This is a genomic window from Metapseudomonas resinovorans DSM 21078, from assembly GCF_000423545.1.
Classification (GTDB): Bacteria; Pseudomonadota; Gammaproteobacteria; order Pseudomonadales; family Pseudomonadaceae; genus Metapseudomonas; species Metapseudomonas resinovorans.
This window is the reverse complement of record NZ_KE384035.1, coordinates 5,354-21,923: the sequence shown is the minus strand read 5'-3', so window position 1 is coordinate 21,923 and position 16,570 is coordinate 5,354. Positions and strand designations below refer to the sequence as shown.

Below are 16,570 nucleotides of genomic sequence, written 5' to 3'. Positions count from 1 at the left end.
CCCATGTCCCGCGATCCCATCCTAAGTTTGCCCTGGCCCGGCGCCCGTCCACTGCCCGACGCCTTCTTCGACCGCGACGCCCAGCACGTTGCGCGGGAACTGCTGGGCAAAGTCATCCGTCACCGGGTCGACGGGCGCTGGTTGTCGGCACGCATCATCGAAACCGAGGCCTATTACCTGCTGGACAAGGGCAGCCACGCATCCCTCGGCTACACCAACAAGCGCCGCGCGCTGTTCCTCGATGGCGGACACATCTATATGTATTACGCCCGTGGCGGCGACTCACTGAACTTCAGCGCCCATGGCGCCGGTAACGCGGTGCTGATCAAATCCGGCCACCCCTGGGTCGACGCCATTTCCCCCGCCGACGCCCTGGCCACCATGCAACGCAACAACCCCGACGCCCAGGGCCAGGCGCGCCCGGCCGAACGCCTCTGCGCCGGCCAGACCCTGCTGTGCAAGGCTCTCGGCCTCAAGGTACCGGTCTGGGACGGCCAGCGCTTCGACTGGCAACGCCTGTTCGTCGAAGACGTTGGCGAGCGCCCGACACGCATCATCCAGACCGCGCGCCTGGGCATTCCCCACGGCCGCGATGAACACCTGCCCTACCGCTTCGTCGATGCTGCCTACGCCCGCCATTGCTCGCGCAACCCACTGCGCCGCGGACAGGTCGAAGGACGCGACTACCTGCTGATCGAGGACAAACACCCATGAGTCAATGGTTCGACCAGGTCACCACCTGGCTAGGCGCCAACCCGGAATGGCTGGGCCTGGCGATCTTCCTGATCGCCTGCATCGAGTGCCTGGCCATCGCCGGCATTGTGGTGCCCGGCGTCGCCCTGCTGTTTGCCGTCGGCGTGATGGCCGGCAGCGGCGCCCTGGAACTCTGGGAAACGCTGCTCCTGGCCTACACCGGAGGCCTGCTGGGCGACCTGATTTCCTACGGCCTGGGCCGGCGTTTCCACCAGAACATCCGCGGGCTACCGCTGCTGCGCGACCACCCGGAGTGGATCAGCGGCGCTGAGAATTACTTTCAGCGATACGGCGTCGCCAGCCTGCTGGTGGGCCGTTACATCGGCCCGCTGCGTCCCATGTTGCCGATGGTGGCCGGCATGCTCGACATGCCCTTCCCACGCTTCATTGCCGTCAGCATGCTGGCCGCCGCCGGCTGGGCGGTGGCCTACCTCCTGCCCGGCTGGGCCACAGGTGCGGCCCTGCGCCTGCCGCTGCCGGAGGGTTTCTGGGGCGAAGCGGGGGTGGTGATTGTCGTGGTACTGGCCATGCTCGGGCTGATCGTTCACAGCACCCTGCGCGAGAAACGCTCGGCCAATCCACTGGCGGCTGGGCTCTGCCTGCTGGCCCTGGCCGCCCTGCTGATCGGTTGGCCACATCTGCAAGCGCTGGATCAGGGGCTGATGTCTCTGGTCCAGGAACAGCGTCACACCAGCCTGGACCAACTGATGGTGCTGGTCACCCGCGTGGGCGACTTCAAGACCCAGCTCCTTGCCGGCGCTTTGCTCGCGACCTTGCTGCTGGTACTGCGTCAATGGCGCCCGGCCTGCTTCGCCATCGGCACCCTGGTGACCACGGCACTGGCCAACACCGGACTCAAGCATCTCTTTGCGCGGGCTCGGCCCGAGGTTCTCGCCGAGCCGCTGAACACTTTCAGCTTCCCCAGCGGGCACAGCTCAGCGGCCTTCGCCTTCTTCCTGGTGCTGGGCATTCTCGCTGGCCGCGGCCAGCCCGGGAGACTACGACTGACCTGGCTGCTGCTGGCCAGCCTGCCGGCCCTGGCCATCGCCCTGTCTCGGGTCTATCTCGGCGTGCACTGGCCCACGGACATCCTCGCCGGCGGTCTGCTGGCAGGCGGAATCGCGGCCGCCGGGCTGGCGCTGATGCAACGCGCGGCGCCCCTGACGGCCATGAACCCACGTGTATGGGTGCTGATCCTGCCAGCCTGCCTGGCCCTGTTGGGCGGCATCGCAACCTGGGCCCTGCCGGATGCGCTGGCGCGCTACAGCTATTGAGGGACAGACAAGCGCTTTAAGCGATGGACTCACCCTGCAACTGATCCAGCAAGCCCTGGAGGAAGTCCAGGCGCTCAACGGGATCGGCCAGGGTCAGCAGGTGCAGTTTTTCCTTGATGTGGAACGGCAACAGGTACGACAGCTGATTGGCCAACGCCTGTTGCCCTTCCACCACTCCGCCCATGCCCAGCCCCTGGACCATGGGATGCTCGGCCAGGGCATTGAGCAATGCCGCCAGGTCAGCATGTTCCGGACGCAGCGGCCGCTCGGGCTCATCATCCAGCCACTCCACCTCGGCGAGGGTCAACTGATCACGTAGCACCTCCGCCTTGCCGACGTGGAAACGCCGGCCGCCCTCTACGCGGATGCCCAGCAAGCCGTTGGGGCGCTGCTGCCAGTCGCGGATCAACGCTTCGCAACCGATGGCAGCGAAGCGGCTGGCCGCCTCGCCGACCTCCTGGCCTTCGAGAATGCAGACCACGCCGAAGCCCTCGCCCTGCTTCATGCAGCGCCCGATCATGTCCAGGTAGCGTGCTTCGAATATCTGCAGGTCAAGCGCGCAGCCCGGAAACAGCACAGTGTTGAGCGGAAACAACGGCAACTTCATGCATCGACCTCAAGCAATCATGGCAACGACGAGCGGCAGCAATACCGCAGTGGCAACGCCCATCAGGCTCATTGCCAGGGCGGCGAAAGCACCGCACTCCTCGCCTTCCTGCAATGCCCGCGCAGTACCCACGGCATGGGCAGTGAGCCCCAGTGCCATGCCCTGGGCAGCGGGATGACGCACGCCACAGCGGCGCAGCAGTTCCGGTCCGAGGATCGCGCCCAGCACGCCGGTGATCAGCACGAACACGGCCGCCAGGGCCGCTACCCCACCGAGCTGCTCGGCCACCAGCATCGCGATGGGCGAAGTCACCGACTTCGGCAACAGCGTCATCAGCACCATGCGCTCGGTGCCGAACCACCAGCCCAGCGCAGCTACCGACAGCGTAGCGAAGAGCCCGCCGAAAACCAGCGTCAGCAGGGTTGGCCAGAACAACTGGCGAATCCGCCGCAGGTTGAGAAATAGCGGCACCGCCAACGCCACGGTGGCCGGGCCGAGGAAGACCGTCAGCAACTGGGTGCTCTCACGGTATTCCTGATAGCTGATGCCGAAGGCCAGCAGCACGCCGATCAGCAGCAACATGGACAGCAGCACCGGTTGCAAGAACACCCAGCGGGTCTTCTCGTAGGCGGCCAGGGCCAGTTGGTACGCCGCCAGGGTCACGCCGAAACCGAACAACGGATGGTGCACCACCGCCTGCACCGCGGCTTGCCAGTCGAGGTTCATGCGTCCTCCCGGCGGCGCACCTGGCGATCGATCAGCTTCTGCATCAACCAGCCGCAGAAGAGGAACGCCGCCAGCAGCGACAGCACCAGAGCGCCGGCTATGGCCCAGAAGTCCGCCCAGATGGCCTGGGCATAAACCATCACGCCCACCGCCGGCGGCACCAGCAGCAGCGGCAGGTATCGCAACAGGCTGCTGGCGGCCAGGCTCAGAGGCTCGCTCACCTCGCCACGCACCAGTAAATAGAGAAAGAGCAGCACCAGGCCGATGATGGGCCCGGGCAGCATGGACAGGAACAGGGCATTGAGCCCGCTACCGATCAGCTGGAACAGCACCAGCAAGGTCAGTCCGCGCAACAGCATGAAAATCTCCATGGGTCAGTCCGGTCGGGCGGGCTTCGGCCGGGACGGGGCATTATAGGCTTGCCTGCCCTCACGCTATAACCCGCCATTCGCAGGGGGCATGCCGTCTTGACCGGGCCCGCCCGACATGCTGATCTACGCCCTGCACGCAAGGGAGGGGCAAAGCCCCCGGATTACAAAAATTACAACACTGCATCCACGGAGGATGACGCATGGCGTTCGTACCAGTAGCTGAACTGAAGAACTACGTTGGCAAGGAACTGGGCCACTCGGACTGGGTGACCATCGACCAGAACCGCATCAACCAGTTCGCCGAGTGCACCGAAGACCACCAGTTCATCCATGTCGACCCGGAGCGCGCCAAGCAGACGCCCTTCGGCTCCACCATCGCCCACGGCTTCCTCAGCCTGTCTCTGATTCCCAAGTTGATCGACGGCCTGCTGGTCCTGCCCGAAGGCGTGAAGATGGTGGTCAACTACGGCCTGGACACTGTGCGCTTCATCCAGCCGGTGAAGGTGGACTCCCGCGTGCGACTGGCCGTGAAGGTCATCGACATCACCGAGAAGAACCCCGGCCAGTGGCTGATCAAAGCCCTCTGCACCCTCGAAATCGAAGGCCAGCAGAAGCCCGCCTACATCGCCGAATCCCTGAGCCTCTGCTTCGTCTGAGCCAGAGACCAACGGTAAAAAAGCCCGCAATCGCGGGCTTTTTTGCGCCACACTGAAAGGCAGCTGTTTGGACAAGGACACTCGATGAAACCGCTTCTGCCCCTGACCCTCGCCCTGCTGCTCACGGCCTGCGGAGAGGGAGAGCCCCTGACCCCGCCGGACGCCCGCCTGCCGGACGGCTCCCGTTATCGCGGCGAACTGGTCAACGGTCTGCTGCAGGGGCCTGGGCGCCTGGACTACAACAACGGCACCTGGTTCGAAGGTCAGTTCAAGGACGGCCAGCCGGAAGGTCGGGGCGAATGGCACGGCCCCAACGGCCTGGTCTATTCCGGCGAATTCAAGGCCGGCCTGTTTCACGGCCAAGGGCGCCTCGGCTACGGCAATGGCACCACCTACGAAGGCGGTTTCGCCCGCAACCAGTTCGATGGCGAAGGCACCCTGCGCCAGGGTGACGTGACCTATCGCGGCCAGTTCCGCAACGACAAGTACCAAGGCTTCGGCAGCCTCGAATGGCCAGACGGCAGTAACTACCAGGGCCTGTTCCGCGCCGGTCAGCCGGACGGCGAAGGCGTTCGTACCGACGAGGCTGGCAACCGCTTCAGCGGACGCTTCAAGAAGGGACAACTGCAAGGACAGGGCGCCTACCAGGGCGAAGACGGCTCCCACTACATCGGCGAATTCAAGAACAGCCTGTTCGACGGCAAGGGGCGTTTCACCAGTGCTGATGGCGATGTCTGGAGCGGTACCTTCAAGGAAGGCAACCTGATTGGCCAGGGCGAGTTCATCGGTGCCGATGGCAGCCATTACCAGGGTCACTTCCGGCACTGGCGCTACCAGGGCGAGGGCACGCTGTCGCTGGCCGACGGCAGCCGCTACCACGGCCATTTCAACGAAGGGCTCTACAGCGGCATCGGCAGCCTGACTCAATCGGATGGCAAGCTTGAGACCGGCATCTGGCAGGACGGCACTCGCATCCGCGACGAACAGGGCAAGGCCCTGCCTAATCCCCTGGAACTCGGCCTGCTGGCCCAGGGCCGCTTGCTCGATCAGGCGATCGACGCGCTGCCGGCCTCCACGCCTGCGGTGGAGCTCTATTCCATCACGCTCGCCGGCGACGGTCGTCAGAGCGTGTTCCTGCGTGAAGTGGACTACGTCTCCAAACTCCTGGCCGAACGCTTCGGCGCCCACGGCCAGATCAACCTGGTCAACCACCGCGAACACATGGCCAACCGCCCCCTGGCCACCCGCGAAAGCCTGTCCCGCTCGATCCAGGCCGTCGCCAGGCGAAGTGGCCCGGAAGACCTCGTCTTCATCTACCTGACCAGCCACGGCTCACCGACCCACGAACTGGCCCTGGAGCAACCCGGCCTCCAGCTCGGCCACCTGCCGGCGCAGGAACTTGCCGACCTGCTTGCTCCCCTCAAGGACAGGTACAAGGTGCTGGTGATCTCCGCCTGCTACTCCGGCGGCTTCATTCCACCGTTGAAGGACGAGAAGACCCTGATCATGACGGCGGCCCGCTCCGACCGCGTGTCCTTTGGCTGCTCCGAGGAGAGCGACTTCACCTACTTCGGGCGCGCCCTGTTCGCCGACGCCTTCAGCGAGACGGACGATCTGGAACGTGCATTCGGAATCGCCAAGGAGAAAGTCGCCGAGCGCGAGAAGGCCGACGACTTCGAAGCCTCGGAACCGCAGATCTGGGCTCCCAAGGCCGTCACTGCCCGCTGGCGCGCACTACGCGAGCATCAGGCGGAGCAGGCTCTGACGGCCCAAAGCGCCGCGAACCCCGACAAAACCGTGCGTAGCCACTAAGCTCAGCGTGTATCAGCGGAGAAACAGCATGCATTTGACGCCCCAGCACATACTGCTCGCCGGCGCCACTGGTCTGACCGGCGAGCACCTGCTTGACCGGCTACTCAACGAACCCACGGTCGCCCGAGTCCTGGCGCCGACCCGTCGCCCACTGGCCGAGCACCCGCACCTGAAGAACCCTGTCGGTCCGCTGGCCGAACTGCTGCCGCAGCTGGAAGACCGGGTTGACGTCGCCTTCTGCTGCCTGGGCAGTACCATTCGCCAGGCCGGCTCCCAGGAAGCCTTTCGCGCGGTGGACCTGGAGCTGGTCCTGGACGTCGCCCGGCGCGCCCGTGAACTGGGTGCACGGCACTTCATCGTGATCAGCGCGGTAGGCGCCAATCGCACATCCTCGATCTTCTACAACAAGGTCAAGGGCGAGATGGAAGAAGCCCTCAAAGCCATGGACTGGCCGCAGCTGACCATCGCCCGCCCCTCACTACTAGTGGGGCCGCGTAGCGAGTTCCGCCTCGGCGAACGCCTGGCCGCGGCCTTCATGCGATGGCTGCCGGGAAAATACCGCGGCATCGGCGTCTGCACGCTGGCCCGTGCGCTCTGGCGTCTGGCGCTCGAAGAAGAAGACGGCGTACGCATCATCGAGTCGGATGAGTTGCGCCGCCTCGGTCGTTGACGACGACCAGTGATTGGCCGAAATCCCCGCGCCCCGCATGAAGCCCACTGCTAAGGTGAGCGAGATCACTCACCGTCGAGAACCGTCATGGGCCTCTATGATCGCTACGTCCTGCCACGCCTGATCGACTTCGCCTGCGGAATGGGGCACGTCATGAAGACCCGTTCCCTGGTGGTGCCTTGTGCCGAAGGGCAAGTACTGGAGATCGGCATCGGTACCGGCCTGAACCTCGCCTTCTACGACCCGACCCGGGTCAGCCGGGTGACCGGCGTAGACCCTGCCGCACAGATGCAGGCCCTGGCACGTCGACGTGCAGAGGCCATTGCCATCCCGGTGGAGACCATCGCCCTGGAACTCGGAGAGATCCAGGCCGCCGACGCCAGCTTCGACAGCATCGTCTGCACCTTCACCCTCTGCACGATTCCCGATGCCCTGGCCGCCCTGGGCGAAATGCGCCGCGTGCTCAAACCCGGCGGGCGCCTGCACTTCGCCGAACACGGGCTGGCGCCGGATCTTTCCGTGGTTCGCTGGCAGCACCGGCTCACCCCGCTGTGGAAGCCGTTGGCTGGCGGCTGTCACCTCGACCGCGACATTCCGCGCCTGATCGAAGCAGGCGGTTTCAAGATCGGCGAACTGCACAGCAGCTACCTGCCGGGCCCGCGCCCCATGACATTCGTCCATCGCGGATGGGCGGATTGACCACTGCCCCAGCGTTCAGGTTAGCCTTGCCCCCTTGCTAGCGAATGCGAACCCCAGCCATGCGTACCCTCACCACCCTGCTCGGCAACAGCCAGAAACTCGACGGCGGCGCCATGTTCGGCAATGCCCCTCGCGCGCTCTGGGAGCGCTGGATGACCCCGGACGCCGAGCACCGCATCGACCTCGGCTGTCGCGCCCTGCTGGTCCAGGACAACGGCCGCAACATCCTGGTCGAAACCGGCATCGGCGCCTTCTTCTCCCCTGAACTGAAGCAACGCTTCGGCGTCCAGGAAGCGCGCCATGTGCTGCTCGACAGCCTGGCCGAGGTGGGTCTCACCGACGCTGACATCGACGTCGTCCTGCTCACCCACCTGCACTTCGACCACGCCGGCGGCCTGCTCGCCCCCTGGGAAGACGGCCAGCCCGCGCGCCTGCTATTCCCCGAGGCGCGCTTCGTTACGGGCCGACGTCAGTGGGATCGGGCCTGCAAGCCTCACGCCCGTGACCGCGCCTCCTACATTCCGGAATTGCTCGAGCTGCTGGAAAGCAGCGGTCGCCTGGAGCTGATCGAGGAAGGTGGCAGCAGCGACACCCTCGGTTCCGGCTGGCGCTTCCACTGGAGCGACGGCCACACGCCCGGTCAGCTTCTGCCGGAAGTGGATATGCCCGACGGCCCGGTGCTGTTCAGCGGCGACCTGATTCCCGGCGCGCCCTGGGTACACCTGCCCATCACCATGGGCTACGACCGCTTCCCCGAAGGTCTGATCGAAGAGAAGGAAGCCCTGCTGGCCGACCTGCTCACACGCAACGGCCGGTTGGTCTTCACCCACGACCCAGCCATCGCCATGGGCCGCGTGGTGCGTGATGCCAAGGGCCGCTACAGCCTGGCCGACAGCCTCGCCGAGGTTCGCGGGCTGGCCGCCTGAAGCGACATGCAGGCGCGGTTGACGCCGGACCAGCCGTCGACAAGGATTCGGCCTATAGCCAGAGGGATCGCCCATGAGTCTTGAATCGGTCCGCGCCTTCTTCGCTGGAAAGGCGCCGGAAATCGACATCATCGAACTGCAGACCAGCACCGCCACCGTGGCCCTGGCGGCCGAAGCCCATGGTGTCGAGCCCGGCCGAATCGCCAAGACCCTGGCTTTCCGAGTCGGAGAAGACGCCGTGCTGGTGGTCGCCCGCGGCGACGCGCGCATCGATAACCGCAAGTTCAAGGAAACCTTCGGCGCCAAGGCCAAGATGCTCGACGCTGAAACGGTGGAAGCGCTTACCAGCCACCCGGTTGGCGGCGTCTGCCCGTTTGGCCTCGCCACCCCGCTGCCGGTCTACTGCGACCGTTCCCTGCGGGCCTTCGATGAAGTGGTGCCGGCGGCTGGCGCGGTGCACAGCGCGGTACGTATCGCCCCGGCGTACATGGCCGAACTGGTGGAAGCCCAATGGGTGGATGTCTGCCAGGAGCCGGGCTGAATCACGAGCGGCAACCGCTCTTGTGGGGGCGAATTCATTCGCCAAGGGATGCGCAGCATCCCCCTGCAAACCCAAGGGCCGAGCCTACGGCCCGGTTGGTGAATGATTTCGCCCCCACAGGTTTACGGCTCAATACCCGCCAGTAACGCCCAGCGTCACGCCCAGCTCCGCCGCCACCGAGAAGGGCAGCAGCAGCGTATCCAGCAAGGCGCTGGCGGGGAGGTCGAGGGCGGGATACTTCGGCGGCAAGGCGCCGAAGCGGTCCATCGGGCAGCAACCGCCATGGAGCGAATACCAGTCCAGGCGGGTGCCCGAATAAATGATCGGCGCACCCGGCTTGGCGGCGTTGAGGGTTCCGACGCTGGCACAGCCCTGCAACAGCGCCAATGCCAGCAAGGTCGAAGCGAGGCGCCTAGTCATCGACGCCCTGATGGTGCTCACCCCAACGCGGCAGCATGTCCTGCGGGATATCCAGCAGATTGAGAATGCGTGCCACCACGAAGTCCACCAGGTCATCGATGGTCTGCGGCTGGTGATAGAAGCCCGGCGAGGCCGGCACGATCACCGCGCCGAGATTGGACAGCTTGAGCATGTTCTCCAGATGGATGCTGGAGTACGGCGCCTCGCGCGGTACCAGAATCAACTGGCGACGCTCCTTCAGGGTCACATCGGCCGCGCGTTCGATCAGGTTGTTGCAGGCGCCGGTGGCGATGGCCGACAGCGTACCGGTGGAGCACGGCACCACCACCATGGCGGCGGGCGCGCCGGAGCCGGAGGCCACCGGGGACATCCAATCTTCCTTGCCGTAACAACGGATCTGCCCCGGCCCCGCGCCGGTGTATTCGCTGAGGAAGGCCTGCATGGCCTGGGGCTTGGCCGGCAGGGTGACGTCAGTCTCGGTGGCCATCACCAGCTGCGCCGCCTTGGAAATCAGGAAGTGCACCTCGCGGTCTTCCTGGATCAGGCAGTCCAGCAGGCGCAGGCCGTACTGGGCGCCGGAAGCGCCAGTCATCGCCAGGGTGATGCGGGAGGGTCCGGTCATCGCCAGTTCCTTAATCTTCCAGGGCCTTGGCCAGCTTGCCATGCAGGCCGCCGAAACCGCCGTTGCTCATGATCACCACCTGGGTGCCCGGGCGCGCCAGCACCTTGATCTCGGCAATGATGCTCTCCAGCGAGGTGCAGACCTGCGCCGGCACCGGGCAGGCCATGGCGGTAGCCGCCAGGTCCCAGCCGAGGTTCGGCGGCGCGTACCAGAACACCTGGTCAGCCAACTTCACCGACTCCGGCAGGCCGTCGCGGTGCGCGCCGAGCTTCATGGAGTTGGAACGCGGTTCGATCACCGCAATCACCGGAGCGTCACCGACGCGCTTACGCAGGCCATCGAGGGTGGTGGCGATGGCGGTGGGGTGGTGCGCGAAGTCGTCATAAAGGGTCACGCCTTTCACCTCGGCGACCTTCTCCATGCGCCGCTTGACGCTCTTGAAGGCACTCAGCGCAGCCACGCCCAGTTCTGGAACCACGCCAACGTGGCGAGCAGCGGCCAGGGTGGCCAGGGCATTGGCGACGTTGTGCTGGCCGGTCAGCTCCCAATCCACGGTGCCGGCCACCTGGCCTTCGAACAGTACCTCGAAGCGCGAGCCGTCCTCGGCCAGCAGACGGGCCTGCCACTGGCCGCCTTCGCCGGTGGTTTGCACCGGGGTCCAGCAGCCCATGTCCAGCACGCGCTTGAGGGCGATTTCGGAAGTGGGATGGATGATCAGGCCCTCGCCAGGAATGGTCCGCACCAGATGGTGGAACTGCCGCTCGATGGCAGCGAGGTCGGGGAAGATGTCCGCGTGATCGAACTCCAGATTGTTCAGGATTGCGGTACGTGGGCGGTAATGGACGAATTTGGAGCGTTTGTCGAAGAAGGCGCTGTCGTATTCGTCAGCTTCGACCACGAAGAACGGCGTGCCGCCCAGGCGCGCGGAAATGCCGAAGTTCTGTGGCACACCACCGATCAGGAAGCCCGGGCTCATACCGGCATGCTCCAGCACCCAGGCCAGCATGCTGCTGGTGGTGGTCTTGCCATGGGTGCCCGCCGCAGCCAGTACCCAGCGCCCCTGCAGCACGTGGTCAGCCAGCCACTGCGGGCCGGAAACGTAGGGCAGCCCCTTGTTCAGCACGTGCTCCACGGCGGGGTTGCCACGGGACAGCGCGTTGCCGACCACCACCAGGTCCGGAGCGGGTTCCAGATGGGCGGGTTCGTACCCCTGCATCAGCTCGATCCCCTGGGCCTCCAGCTGGGTGCTCATGGGCGGGTAGACGTTGGCGTCGGAGCCAGTGACACGGTGGCCAAGTTCCTTGGCCAGCACCGCCAGCGAACCCATGAAGGTGCCGCAGATGCCGAGGATGTGGATATGCATGGATGACCTCTGAAACGGGCCGCCCGGCCCGGAAAAAACCTGTCGCAGGTTAGCACAGCGGCCCCGCCGACCCTATGGTTCAGCCACTGCGTCCCACTAGCCGCCGTTGGACCTCACCATCTCGAAAAAGGTCTCGATGATCCGCCGCGAACCCTGCTCACGCAGGCACACCAGCGTCTCGGTCATGCGCTGCAGGCAATCGCGGATCGGCAGCACATGGACGTTGGCGCTGGCCCCCACTTCGGCCGACGAGACGAAACCGACGCCCAGGCCGGCGGCGACCATTTCGAACGTCGCCTCGCGGCCCTCCACCTCGATGGCCGGGCGGATGGCGACACCGGCGCGCTGCATCTCATCCTCGAGAATCTGCCGCGTCATGGAACCTCGCTCACGCAGCACCATGGGCATGTCCTCCAGGTCGGCGAGCACGATGGAGTCGCGCGATGCCCAGGGATGGGAATGGGCGACGAAGGCCACCAGCGGCTCGCTGCTCAGTACCTGGGTGATCAGGCCCTCGTCCTCAACCACCCGCCCCAGCAGGGCGAAGTCCGCCTTGTACTCCTGCAGCCGGCGCAGGCACTCGTCGCTGTTGCCGGTGACCAGGCTGACGCGAATCCCCGGATAACGCTCACAGAAGCGCGCGATGTGCCCCAGCAGGTGCACCGGCGAATCCACCGCCAGGGTCAGGCTGCCGGTCTCCAGCGCCCGCGACGTGGACAGCAGCTCCTGGGCTTCTGCCTCGGCGGCGAACAGGCGCTGAGTGATGGTCAGCAGGCGCTCGCCCAAGTCGGTCAGCTGCACGGAACGCTTGTTGCGGTGGAACAGCAGGATGCCGAAACGCTCCTCCAATTTGCGCACCTGGTCGGAAACCGCTGGCTGGCTGAGGAAGAGCGCCTCGGCCGCGCGGGTGAAGTTGCCGTGTACGGCCACAGCATGGAAGGCCTTGAGCTGTGCCTGGGAAACCGCCATCTGCTTGCCCTCAATAAATAAGCTCAACTTATATTTGAAATACTATAAATCGATTTTATTTATTTTTGAGGAATTGGTTTTATCTCTCCATCGCAACGCGCCCTCACCAGAACAACGCTGGAGACGACCATGACCAAAGCCGAATTCCCCACCAACGCCCAACCGCTGGCAGCCCCCGCCCTCGGCGAGCCCTACCTGCTGACTCCCGGCCCGCTCACCACGTCCAAAGCCACCAAGGAAGCCATGCTGCGCGACTGGGGCTCGTGGGATGGCGCCTTCAACCTGGTGACCGCCGAAGTGCGCCAGGAACTGCTCTCCATGGCCGGCGTGCAGGACGACAGTTTCGCCTGCGTCCCCCTGCAAGGCAGCGGCAGTTTCTCGGTGGAAGCCGCCCTGGCCACCGCCATCCCCCGCGATGGCAAGTGCCTGATCCTGATGAACGGCGCCTACGGCCAGCGCGCTGCCAAGACCCTGGACTATCTGGGCCGCGCCTACATCACCCTGGACAAGGGTGACTACCTGCCACCACAACCGGATGAAGTGGACGCCCTGCTGAAGGCCAACCCGGACGTCACCAACGTCTTCCTGGTCCACTGCGAAACCAGCTCCGGCATCCTCAACCCGCTGCGTGCGGTCGCCGACGTAGTGAAGGCTCATGGCAAGAGCCTGATCGTCGACGCCATGAGTTCCTTCGGTGCCGTGCCGTTGACCGTGAATGAAGTCGCCTTCGACGTGCTGGTGTCTTCCGCCAACAAATGCATCGAGGGCATTCCCGGCTTCGGCTTCGTGATCATCCGTCGCTCGGTTCTGGAAGCCGCCAAGGGCCGCGCCCACTCCCTGGCCCTGGATATCTACGAGCAGTGGCTCTACATGGAGCGCACCGGCCAGTGGCGCTTCACCCCGCCGACCCACAGCGTGGTGGCCTTCCGCGCCGCACTGGAACAGCACGCCGCGGAAGGCGGTGTGCCGGGGCGCCTGGCGCGCTACAGCCGCAACCGCGACGTACTGGTGGCCGGCATGCGTGAAATCGGCTTCAAAACGCTGCTGGAAGACCAGTGGCTGTCGCCGATCATCACCACCTTCTTCAGCCCGGAGCACCCGAACTTCGAGTTCAAGCGCTTCTACGAAGAACTGAAGGCCCGCAGCTTCGTCATCTACCCGGGCAAGCTGACCGTGGCCGAGAGCTTCCGTATCGGCTGCATCGGGCAAATCGACGAACACATCGTGCGCCAGCTGCTGCGCGCTATCGCCGACTCCCTTGAGGCCATGGGCGTGGACATGAAGCAAACGGTCGCCTGAGTCGACAGGTAGACCCCTTCAAGGTCACCCACCGTCCTGAGACGGTTCCCGCTGCGGGTAGCGGGGCTGTGGTGCGGTGACCTTTTTCTGAAACATCGCTGTAGTAAACCAGCCGCTCGGCAGCGCCGGGCAGGAGCCAAAGTTAGCGCCGAACTTCATCAACCCGCCTGACGCCACGACCGCTGCCATCTGACCAAGGCCGTGCGTTAAGACAGCCCAGCAGTACTGAAAACAACAACAACCTCCCTATTTGCACTGTCCGGCATACCCACACGGGGTCAGAACCATGAACAACAACGCAGGTGCCTTCGAAAGCGGCTGGAAGTCCCTCCAGCGCTGGCGCGTCCAGATTTTCCTCATCACTTGGCTGGCTTACGCCGCCTTCTACTTCACCCGCAAAGCCTTCTCCGTCGCCAAGCTCGGTATTGGCGAAGACCCAAGCTTCGAACTCGACAAGGCCGCCATGGCCAACCTCGACGCCCTCTACCTGGCCGCCTATGCCGTGGGCCAATTCACCTGGGGCATCTTCGCCGACCGCTTCGGCCCCCGCGTGGTGGTACTCGGTGGCCTGGTCGTCTCGGCCCTGGCCGCTGTGGTGATGGGCACCTTCGCCACCCTGCCGATCTTCGCGACCTGCATGCTGGTCCAGGGCCTGGCCCAATCCACCGGCTGGTCGGGGCTGTGCAAGAACATCGGCAGTTTCTACGCCACCCAGGAGCGGGGTCGCGTGCTGGGTTACTGGAGCACCTGCTACGCCTTTGGCGGCCTGGTGGCCACGCCCTTCGCCGGCTGGTGGGCCTACGACGTGTTCCACGACTGGCGCATGGCATTCCTCTCCAGCGCGCTGGTGGTCGGCGTTGTCGCTGTGCTGTTCTTCCTCCTGCAGCGCAACCGGCCGGAAGACGTCGGTCACGCCCCGGTTGAAGTGGAGCCCACCAGCAGCGGCCCTCGCGAAAGCCACTGGAATGCCCTGCGCAAGGTGATGAAGAACCGCACCGTGCTGGTCCTGGGCCTGGCTTACTTCCTGCTCAAGCCCGCGCGCTACGCCATCCTCCTGTGGGGCCCGGTGATCGTCTACGAACGCATGCCGTCGATTGGCAAGGTGGCCTCGGCGATCGTCCCCACCGCCTTCGAACTGGCCGGCCTGGTGGGCCCGATCCTGATCGGCATCGCCTCGGACAAGCTCTTCGGCGCCCGCCGCATGCCAGCCTGCGTGTTCAGCCTGATCGCCCTCACCGTCTGCCTGGCGCTGTTCGTGCCGGCCATGCAGAGCGGCAGCCTGTATCTGGTGGTCGGCCTGCTGTTCATGATGGGCATGACCCTCTACGGACCGGACTCGATGATCAGCAGCTCCGCCGCCATCGACTTCGGCACCCAGGAAGCCGCCGGCACTGCTGCTGGCTTCGTCAACGGCTGCGGTTCGATCGGCGCGATTCTCGGCGGTCTGCTGCCGGGCTACTTCGACACCACCACCGTATTCGTCGTGTTCACCGCCGCGGCACTGCTGGCCAGCCTGATGCTGGTGCCCTTCTGGAACAGCCGCCCGCAAACCCTGAAAGCGCCGGAAAGCTTCCCGGCCACCGGTCAACCGGCCCTGGCCGGGGCCAAGACCTGAATTCCCTTAGCCAACCTGCAATCCGCTGGAGTCATCACCATGCATTACAAGCAACCCACCCAACTCAAAGCCGCGATCCTCGACTGGGCCGGAACCGTCGTCGACTTCGGCTCCTTCGCGCCGACCCAGATCTTCGTCGAGGCCTTCGCCGAGTTCGGCGTCGCCGTCTCCCTGGAAGAAGCCCGCGGCCCGATGGGCATGGGCAAGTGGGACCACATCCGCACCCTGTGCGACATTCCGGCCATCGGCGAACGCTACCGCGCCGCCTTCGGCCGCCTGCCCACAGATGACGACGTCACCGCCATCTACGAACGCTTCATGCCGCTACAGATCGAGAAGATCGCCCTGCACTCGGCACTGATCCCCGGTGCCCTCGATGCCATCGCCACCCTGCGCGAGAAGGGCCTGAAGATCGGCTCCTGCTCCGGCTACCCGGCCGTGGTCATGAGCAAGGTGGTGGAGCTGGCTCGCCAGAACGGCTACGTCGCCGACCATGTGGTCGCCACCGACGAAGTGCCCAACGGCCGCCCGCACCCGGCCCAGGCGCTGGCCAACGTGATCGCCCTGGGCATCGACGACGTCGCCGCCTGCGTGAAGGTGGACGACACCTGGCCGGGTATCCTCGAAGGCCGCAGCGCCGGCATGTGGACCGTGGCCCTGACCTGCTCGGGCAACGCCCTCGGCCTGACCTACGAACAGTTCAAGGCCCTGCCAGCGGACAAGCTGGAGGCGGAGCGCGCCCGCATCGGCCAGATGTTCGAAGGCTCCCGTCCGCACTACCTGATCGACACCATCGCCGACCTGCCGGCAGTGATCGACGACATCAACCAGCGCCTGGCCCGCGGCGAGATGCCCCAGGCCAACTGAGTGGAAGCGGGGTCAGCCGTCGGCCCCTCCCCCAGCGGGCAAGGATGCCCGCACCTCTCGTGAAAAAGCCCGGTCCTCGCAAGAGGGCCGGGCTTTTCAATCATCGGGTGGCGACTGGGCTGTAGGGGCGAATTCACTGGCTATGTCTGCGTTAAGTGTTGCTAGAACGTCCTGAGCCCAGCTGCTTGCCGAGTTCTGCGGATGTTTCTGGTTTCGTCCCCCCGGACGAGTCCCTTTCTCAAGCGCCGAAAGGAACCAAAGGGCTTGCCCCTGCATCCGGCCCCGGCTTCGCCGGGGTTCCCTCACTCCATCGTTGTTACTCGCTTCGCTCGCCCTTCGGGCCGCACTGAAGTGCGTTCGCTGCAAGCAGCGTCCGGGGG

Annotated in this window: 18 protein-coding genes; 11 read left to right on the top strand and 7 right to left on the bottom strand. The window is 65.3% G+C overall.

Annotated elements, in window-relative coordinates; translation table 11 throughout:
- Window positions 1-3 precede the first annotated feature (3 nt).
- Both G559_RS0128005 and G559_RS0128000 read left to right on the top strand, forming a co-directional pair.
- Window positions 4-714, top strand: coding sequence for a DNA-3-methyladenine glycosylase (locus tag G559_RS0128005; protein WP_028631399.1), 711 nt, complete (start codon window positions 4-6; stop codon window positions 712-714).
- Window positions 711-2,027: a bifunctional DedA family/phosphatase PAP2 family protein gene (locus G559_RS0128000; RefSeq protein ID WP_028631398.1), complete on the top strand. Its 1,317-nt coding sequence runs from the start codon at window positions 711-713 to the stop codon at window positions 2,025-2,027. Before G559_RS0128005 ends, G559_RS0128000 begins: the two co-directional genes overlap by 4 nt.
- 16 nt (window positions 2,028-2,043) lie before the next feature.
- On the opposite strand, the gene G559_RS0127995 is transcribed toward G559_RS0128000, so the two are convergent.
- From G559_RS0127995 to G559_RS0127985, 3 genes are read right to left on the bottom strand one after another with little or no spacing between them, the layout of a single operon-like run.
- Window positions 2,044-2,634, bottom strand: a complete 591-nt coding sequence (locus G559_RS0127995; RefSeq protein WP_028631397.1) for an LON peptidase substrate-binding domain-containing protein — start codon at window positions 2,632-2,634, stop codon at window positions 2,044-2,046.
- A 9-nt stretch (window positions 2,635-2,643) separates the two neighbouring features.
- A complete protein-coding gene (locus G559_RS0127990) occupies window positions 2,644-3,360 on the bottom strand; it encodes an LrgB family protein (protein ID WP_028631396.1) in 717 nt (238 codons plus the stop codon).
- Window positions 3,357-3,719 carry a CidA/LrgA family protein gene (locus tag G559_RS0127985; protein ID WP_028631395.1) on the bottom strand — a complete coding sequence of 121 codons (363 nt, stop codon included), beginning with the start codon at window positions 3,717-3,719 and terminating at the stop codon, window positions 3,357-3,359. Before G559_RS0127985 ends, G559_RS0127990 begins: the two co-directional genes overlap by 4 nt.
- 212 nt (window positions 3,720-3,931) lie before the next feature.
- Here G559_RS0127985 and G559_RS0127980 point away from each other — a divergent pair, with 212 nt between their 5' ends.
- The 6 genes from G559_RS0127980 (at window position 3,932) to G559_RS0127955 (ending at window position 9,035) form a co-directional block, all read left to right on the top strand.
- Window positions 3,932-4,387, top strand: coding sequence for a MaoC family dehydratase (locus G559_RS0127980; RefSeq protein ID WP_028631394.1), 456 nt, complete (start codon window positions 3,932-3,934; stop codon window positions 4,385-4,387).
- Window positions 4,388-4,471: 84 nt separating this feature from the next.
- On the top strand, window positions 4,472-6,199 hold the full coding sequence (locus G559_RS0127975; RefSeq protein ID WP_028631393.1) for a C13 family peptidase: 1,728 nt from the start codon (window positions 4,472-4,474) through the stop codon (window positions 6,197-6,199).
- A gap of 28 nt (window positions 6,200-6,227) precedes the next feature.
- A complete protein-coding gene (locus G559_RS0127970; protein ID WP_028631392.1) occupies window positions 6,228-6,869 on the top strand; it encodes an oxidoreductase in 642 nt (213 codons plus the stop codon).
- Window positions 6,870-6,956: 87 nt separating this feature from the next.
- Window positions 6,957-7,568 carry a class I SAM-dependent methyltransferase gene (locus G559_RS0127965; protein WP_028631391.1) on the top strand — a complete coding sequence of 204 codons (612 nt, stop codon included), beginning with the start codon at window positions 6,957-6,959 and terminating at the stop codon, window positions 7,566-7,568.
- Between the two features lie 59 nt (window positions 7,569-7,627).
- Window positions 7,628-8,494, top strand: a complete 867-nt coding sequence (locus G559_RS0127960; RefSeq protein WP_028631390.1) for an MBL fold metallo-hydrolase — start codon at window positions 7,628-7,630, stop codon at window positions 8,492-8,494.
- Between the two features lie 73 nt (window positions 8,495-8,567).
- Window positions 8,568-9,035, top strand: a complete 468-nt coding sequence (locus G559_RS0127955) for a YbaK/EbsC family protein (RefSeq protein ID WP_028631389.1) — start codon at window positions 8,568-8,570, stop codon at window positions 9,033-9,035.
- 129 nt (window positions 9,036-9,164) lie between these two features.
- Here the strand turns inward: G559_RS0127955 and G559_RS0127950 are convergent, their stop codons facing one another.
- The 4 genes from G559_RS0127950 to G559_RS0127935 all read right to left on the bottom strand — a co-directional run bounded on the left by G559_RS0127950 (window position 9,165) and on the right by G559_RS0127935 (window position 12,409).
- A complete protein-coding gene (locus G559_RS0127950; protein WP_028631388.1) occupies window positions 9,165-9,455 on the bottom strand; it encodes a YceK/YidQ family lipoprotein in 291 nt (96 codons plus the stop codon).
- Window positions 9,448-10,077 (bottom strand): flavin prenyltransferase UbiX, encoded by a 630-nt coding sequence (gene ubiX / locus G559_RS0127945; RefSeq protein WP_028631387.1) that lies wholly within the window; start codon window positions 10,075-10,077, stop codon window positions 9,448-9,450. The genes G559_RS0127950 and ubiX overlap by 8 nt, the downstream gene beginning before the upstream one ends.
- A 10-nt stretch (window positions 10,078-10,087) precedes the next feature.
- Window positions 10,088-11,440, bottom strand: coding sequence for a UDP-N-acetylmuramate:L-alanyl-gamma-D-glutamyl-meso-diaminopimelate ligase (gene mpl / locus G559_RS0127940; RefSeq protein WP_028631386.1), 1,353 nt, complete (start codon window positions 11,438-11,440; stop codon window positions 10,088-10,090).
- Window positions 11,441-11,536: 96 nt separating this feature from the next.
- Complete coding sequence (locus tag G559_RS0127935) at window positions 11,537-12,409, bottom strand: LysR substrate-binding domain-containing protein (protein WP_028631385.1); 873 nt, start codon at window positions 12,407-12,409, stop codon at window positions 11,537-11,539.
- Window positions 12,410-12,538: 129 nt separating this feature from the next.
- Between G559_RS0127935 and G559_RS0127930 the strand changes: the two genes are divergently transcribed.
- The 3 genes from G559_RS0127930 (at window position 12,539) to phnX (ending at window position 16,190) form a co-directional block, all read left to right on the top strand.
- A complete protein-coding gene (locus G559_RS0127930; protein WP_028631384.1) occupies window positions 12,539-13,708 on the top strand; it encodes a 2-aminoethylphosphonate--pyruvate transaminase in 1,170 nt (389 codons plus the stop codon).
- Window positions 13,709-13,994: 286 nt separating this feature from the next.
- Window positions 13,995-15,323: an MFS transporter gene (locus G559_RS0127925; RefSeq protein ID WP_028631383.1), complete on the top strand. Its 1,329-nt coding sequence runs from the start codon at window positions 13,995-13,997 to the stop codon at window positions 15,321-15,323.
- Window positions 15,324-15,362: 39 nt separating this feature from the next.
- Window positions 15,363-16,190: a phosphonoacetaldehyde hydrolase gene (phnX, locus tag G559_RS0127920; RefSeq protein ID WP_028631382.1), complete on the top strand. Its 828-nt coding sequence runs from the start codon at window positions 15,363-15,365 to the stop codon at window positions 16,188-16,190.
- Window positions 16,191-16,570: the final 380 nt, after the last annotated feature.

Coding starts and splice junctions, on each gene's coding strand:
- G559_RS0128005 (WP_028631399.1), top strand. CDS start 4: ATGTCCCGCGATCCCATCCTAAGTTTGCCCTGGCCCGGCGCCCGTCCA.
- G559_RS0128000 (WP_028631398.1), top strand. CDS start 711: ATGAGTCAATGGTTCGACCAGGTCACCACCTGGCTAGGCGCCAACCCG.
- G559_RS0127995 (WP_028631397.1), bottom strand. CDS start 2,634: ATGAAGTTGCCGTTGTTTCCGCTCAACACTGTGCTGTTTCCGGGCTGC.
- G559_RS0127990 (WP_028631396.1), bottom strand. CDS start 3,360: ATGAACCTCGACTGGCAAGCCGCGGTGCAGGCGGTGGTGCACCATCCG.
- G559_RS0127985 (WP_028631395.1), bottom strand. CDS start 3,719: ATGCTGTTGCGCGGACTGACCTTGCTGGTGCTGTTCCAGCTGATCGGT.
- G559_RS0127980 (WP_028631394.1), top strand. CDS start 3,932: ATGGCGTTCGTACCAGTAGCTGAACTGAAGAACTACGTTGGCAAGGAA.
- G559_RS0127975 (WP_028631393.1), top strand. CDS start 4,472: ATGAAACCGCTTCTGCCCCTGACCCTCGCCCTGCTGCTCACGGCCTGC.
- G559_RS0127970 (WP_028631392.1), top strand. CDS start 6,228: ATGCATTTGACGCCCCAGCACATACTGCTCGCCGGCGCCACTGGTCTG.
- G559_RS0127965 (WP_028631391.1), top strand. CDS start 6,957: ATGGGCCTCTATGATCGCTACGTCCTGCCACGCCTGATCGACTTCGCC.
- G559_RS0127960 (WP_028631390.1), top strand. CDS start 7,628: ATGCGTACCCTCACCACCCTGCTCGGCAACAGCCAGAAACTCGACGGC.
- G559_RS0127955 (WP_028631389.1), top strand. CDS start 8,568: ATGAGTCTTGAATCGGTCCGCGCCTTCTTCGCTGGAAAGGCGCCGGAA.
- G559_RS0127950 (WP_028631388.1), bottom strand. CDS start 9,455: ATGACTAGGCGCCTCGCTTCGACCTTGCTGGCATTGGCGCTGTTGCAG.
- ubiX (WP_028631387.1), bottom strand. CDS start 10,077: ATGACCGGACCCTCCCGCATCACCCTGGCGATGACTGGCGCTTCCGGC.
- mpl (WP_028631386.1), bottom strand. CDS start 11,440: ATGCATATCCACATCCTCGGCATCTGCGGCACCTTCATGGGTTCGCTG.
- G559_RS0127935 (WP_028631385.1), bottom strand. CDS start 12,409: ATGGCGGTTTCCCAGGCACAGCTCAAGGCCTTCCATGCTGTGGCCGTA.
- G559_RS0127930 (WP_028631384.1), top strand. CDS start 12,539: ATGACCAAAGCCGAATTCCCCACCAACGCCCAACCGCTGGCAGCCCCC.
- G559_RS0127925 (WP_028631383.1), top strand. CDS start 13,995: ATGAACAACAACGCAGGTGCCTTCGAAAGCGGCTGGAAGTCCCTCCAG.
- phnX (WP_028631382.1), top strand. CDS start 15,363: ATGCATTACAAGCAACCCACCCAACTCAAAGCCGCGATCCTCGACTGG.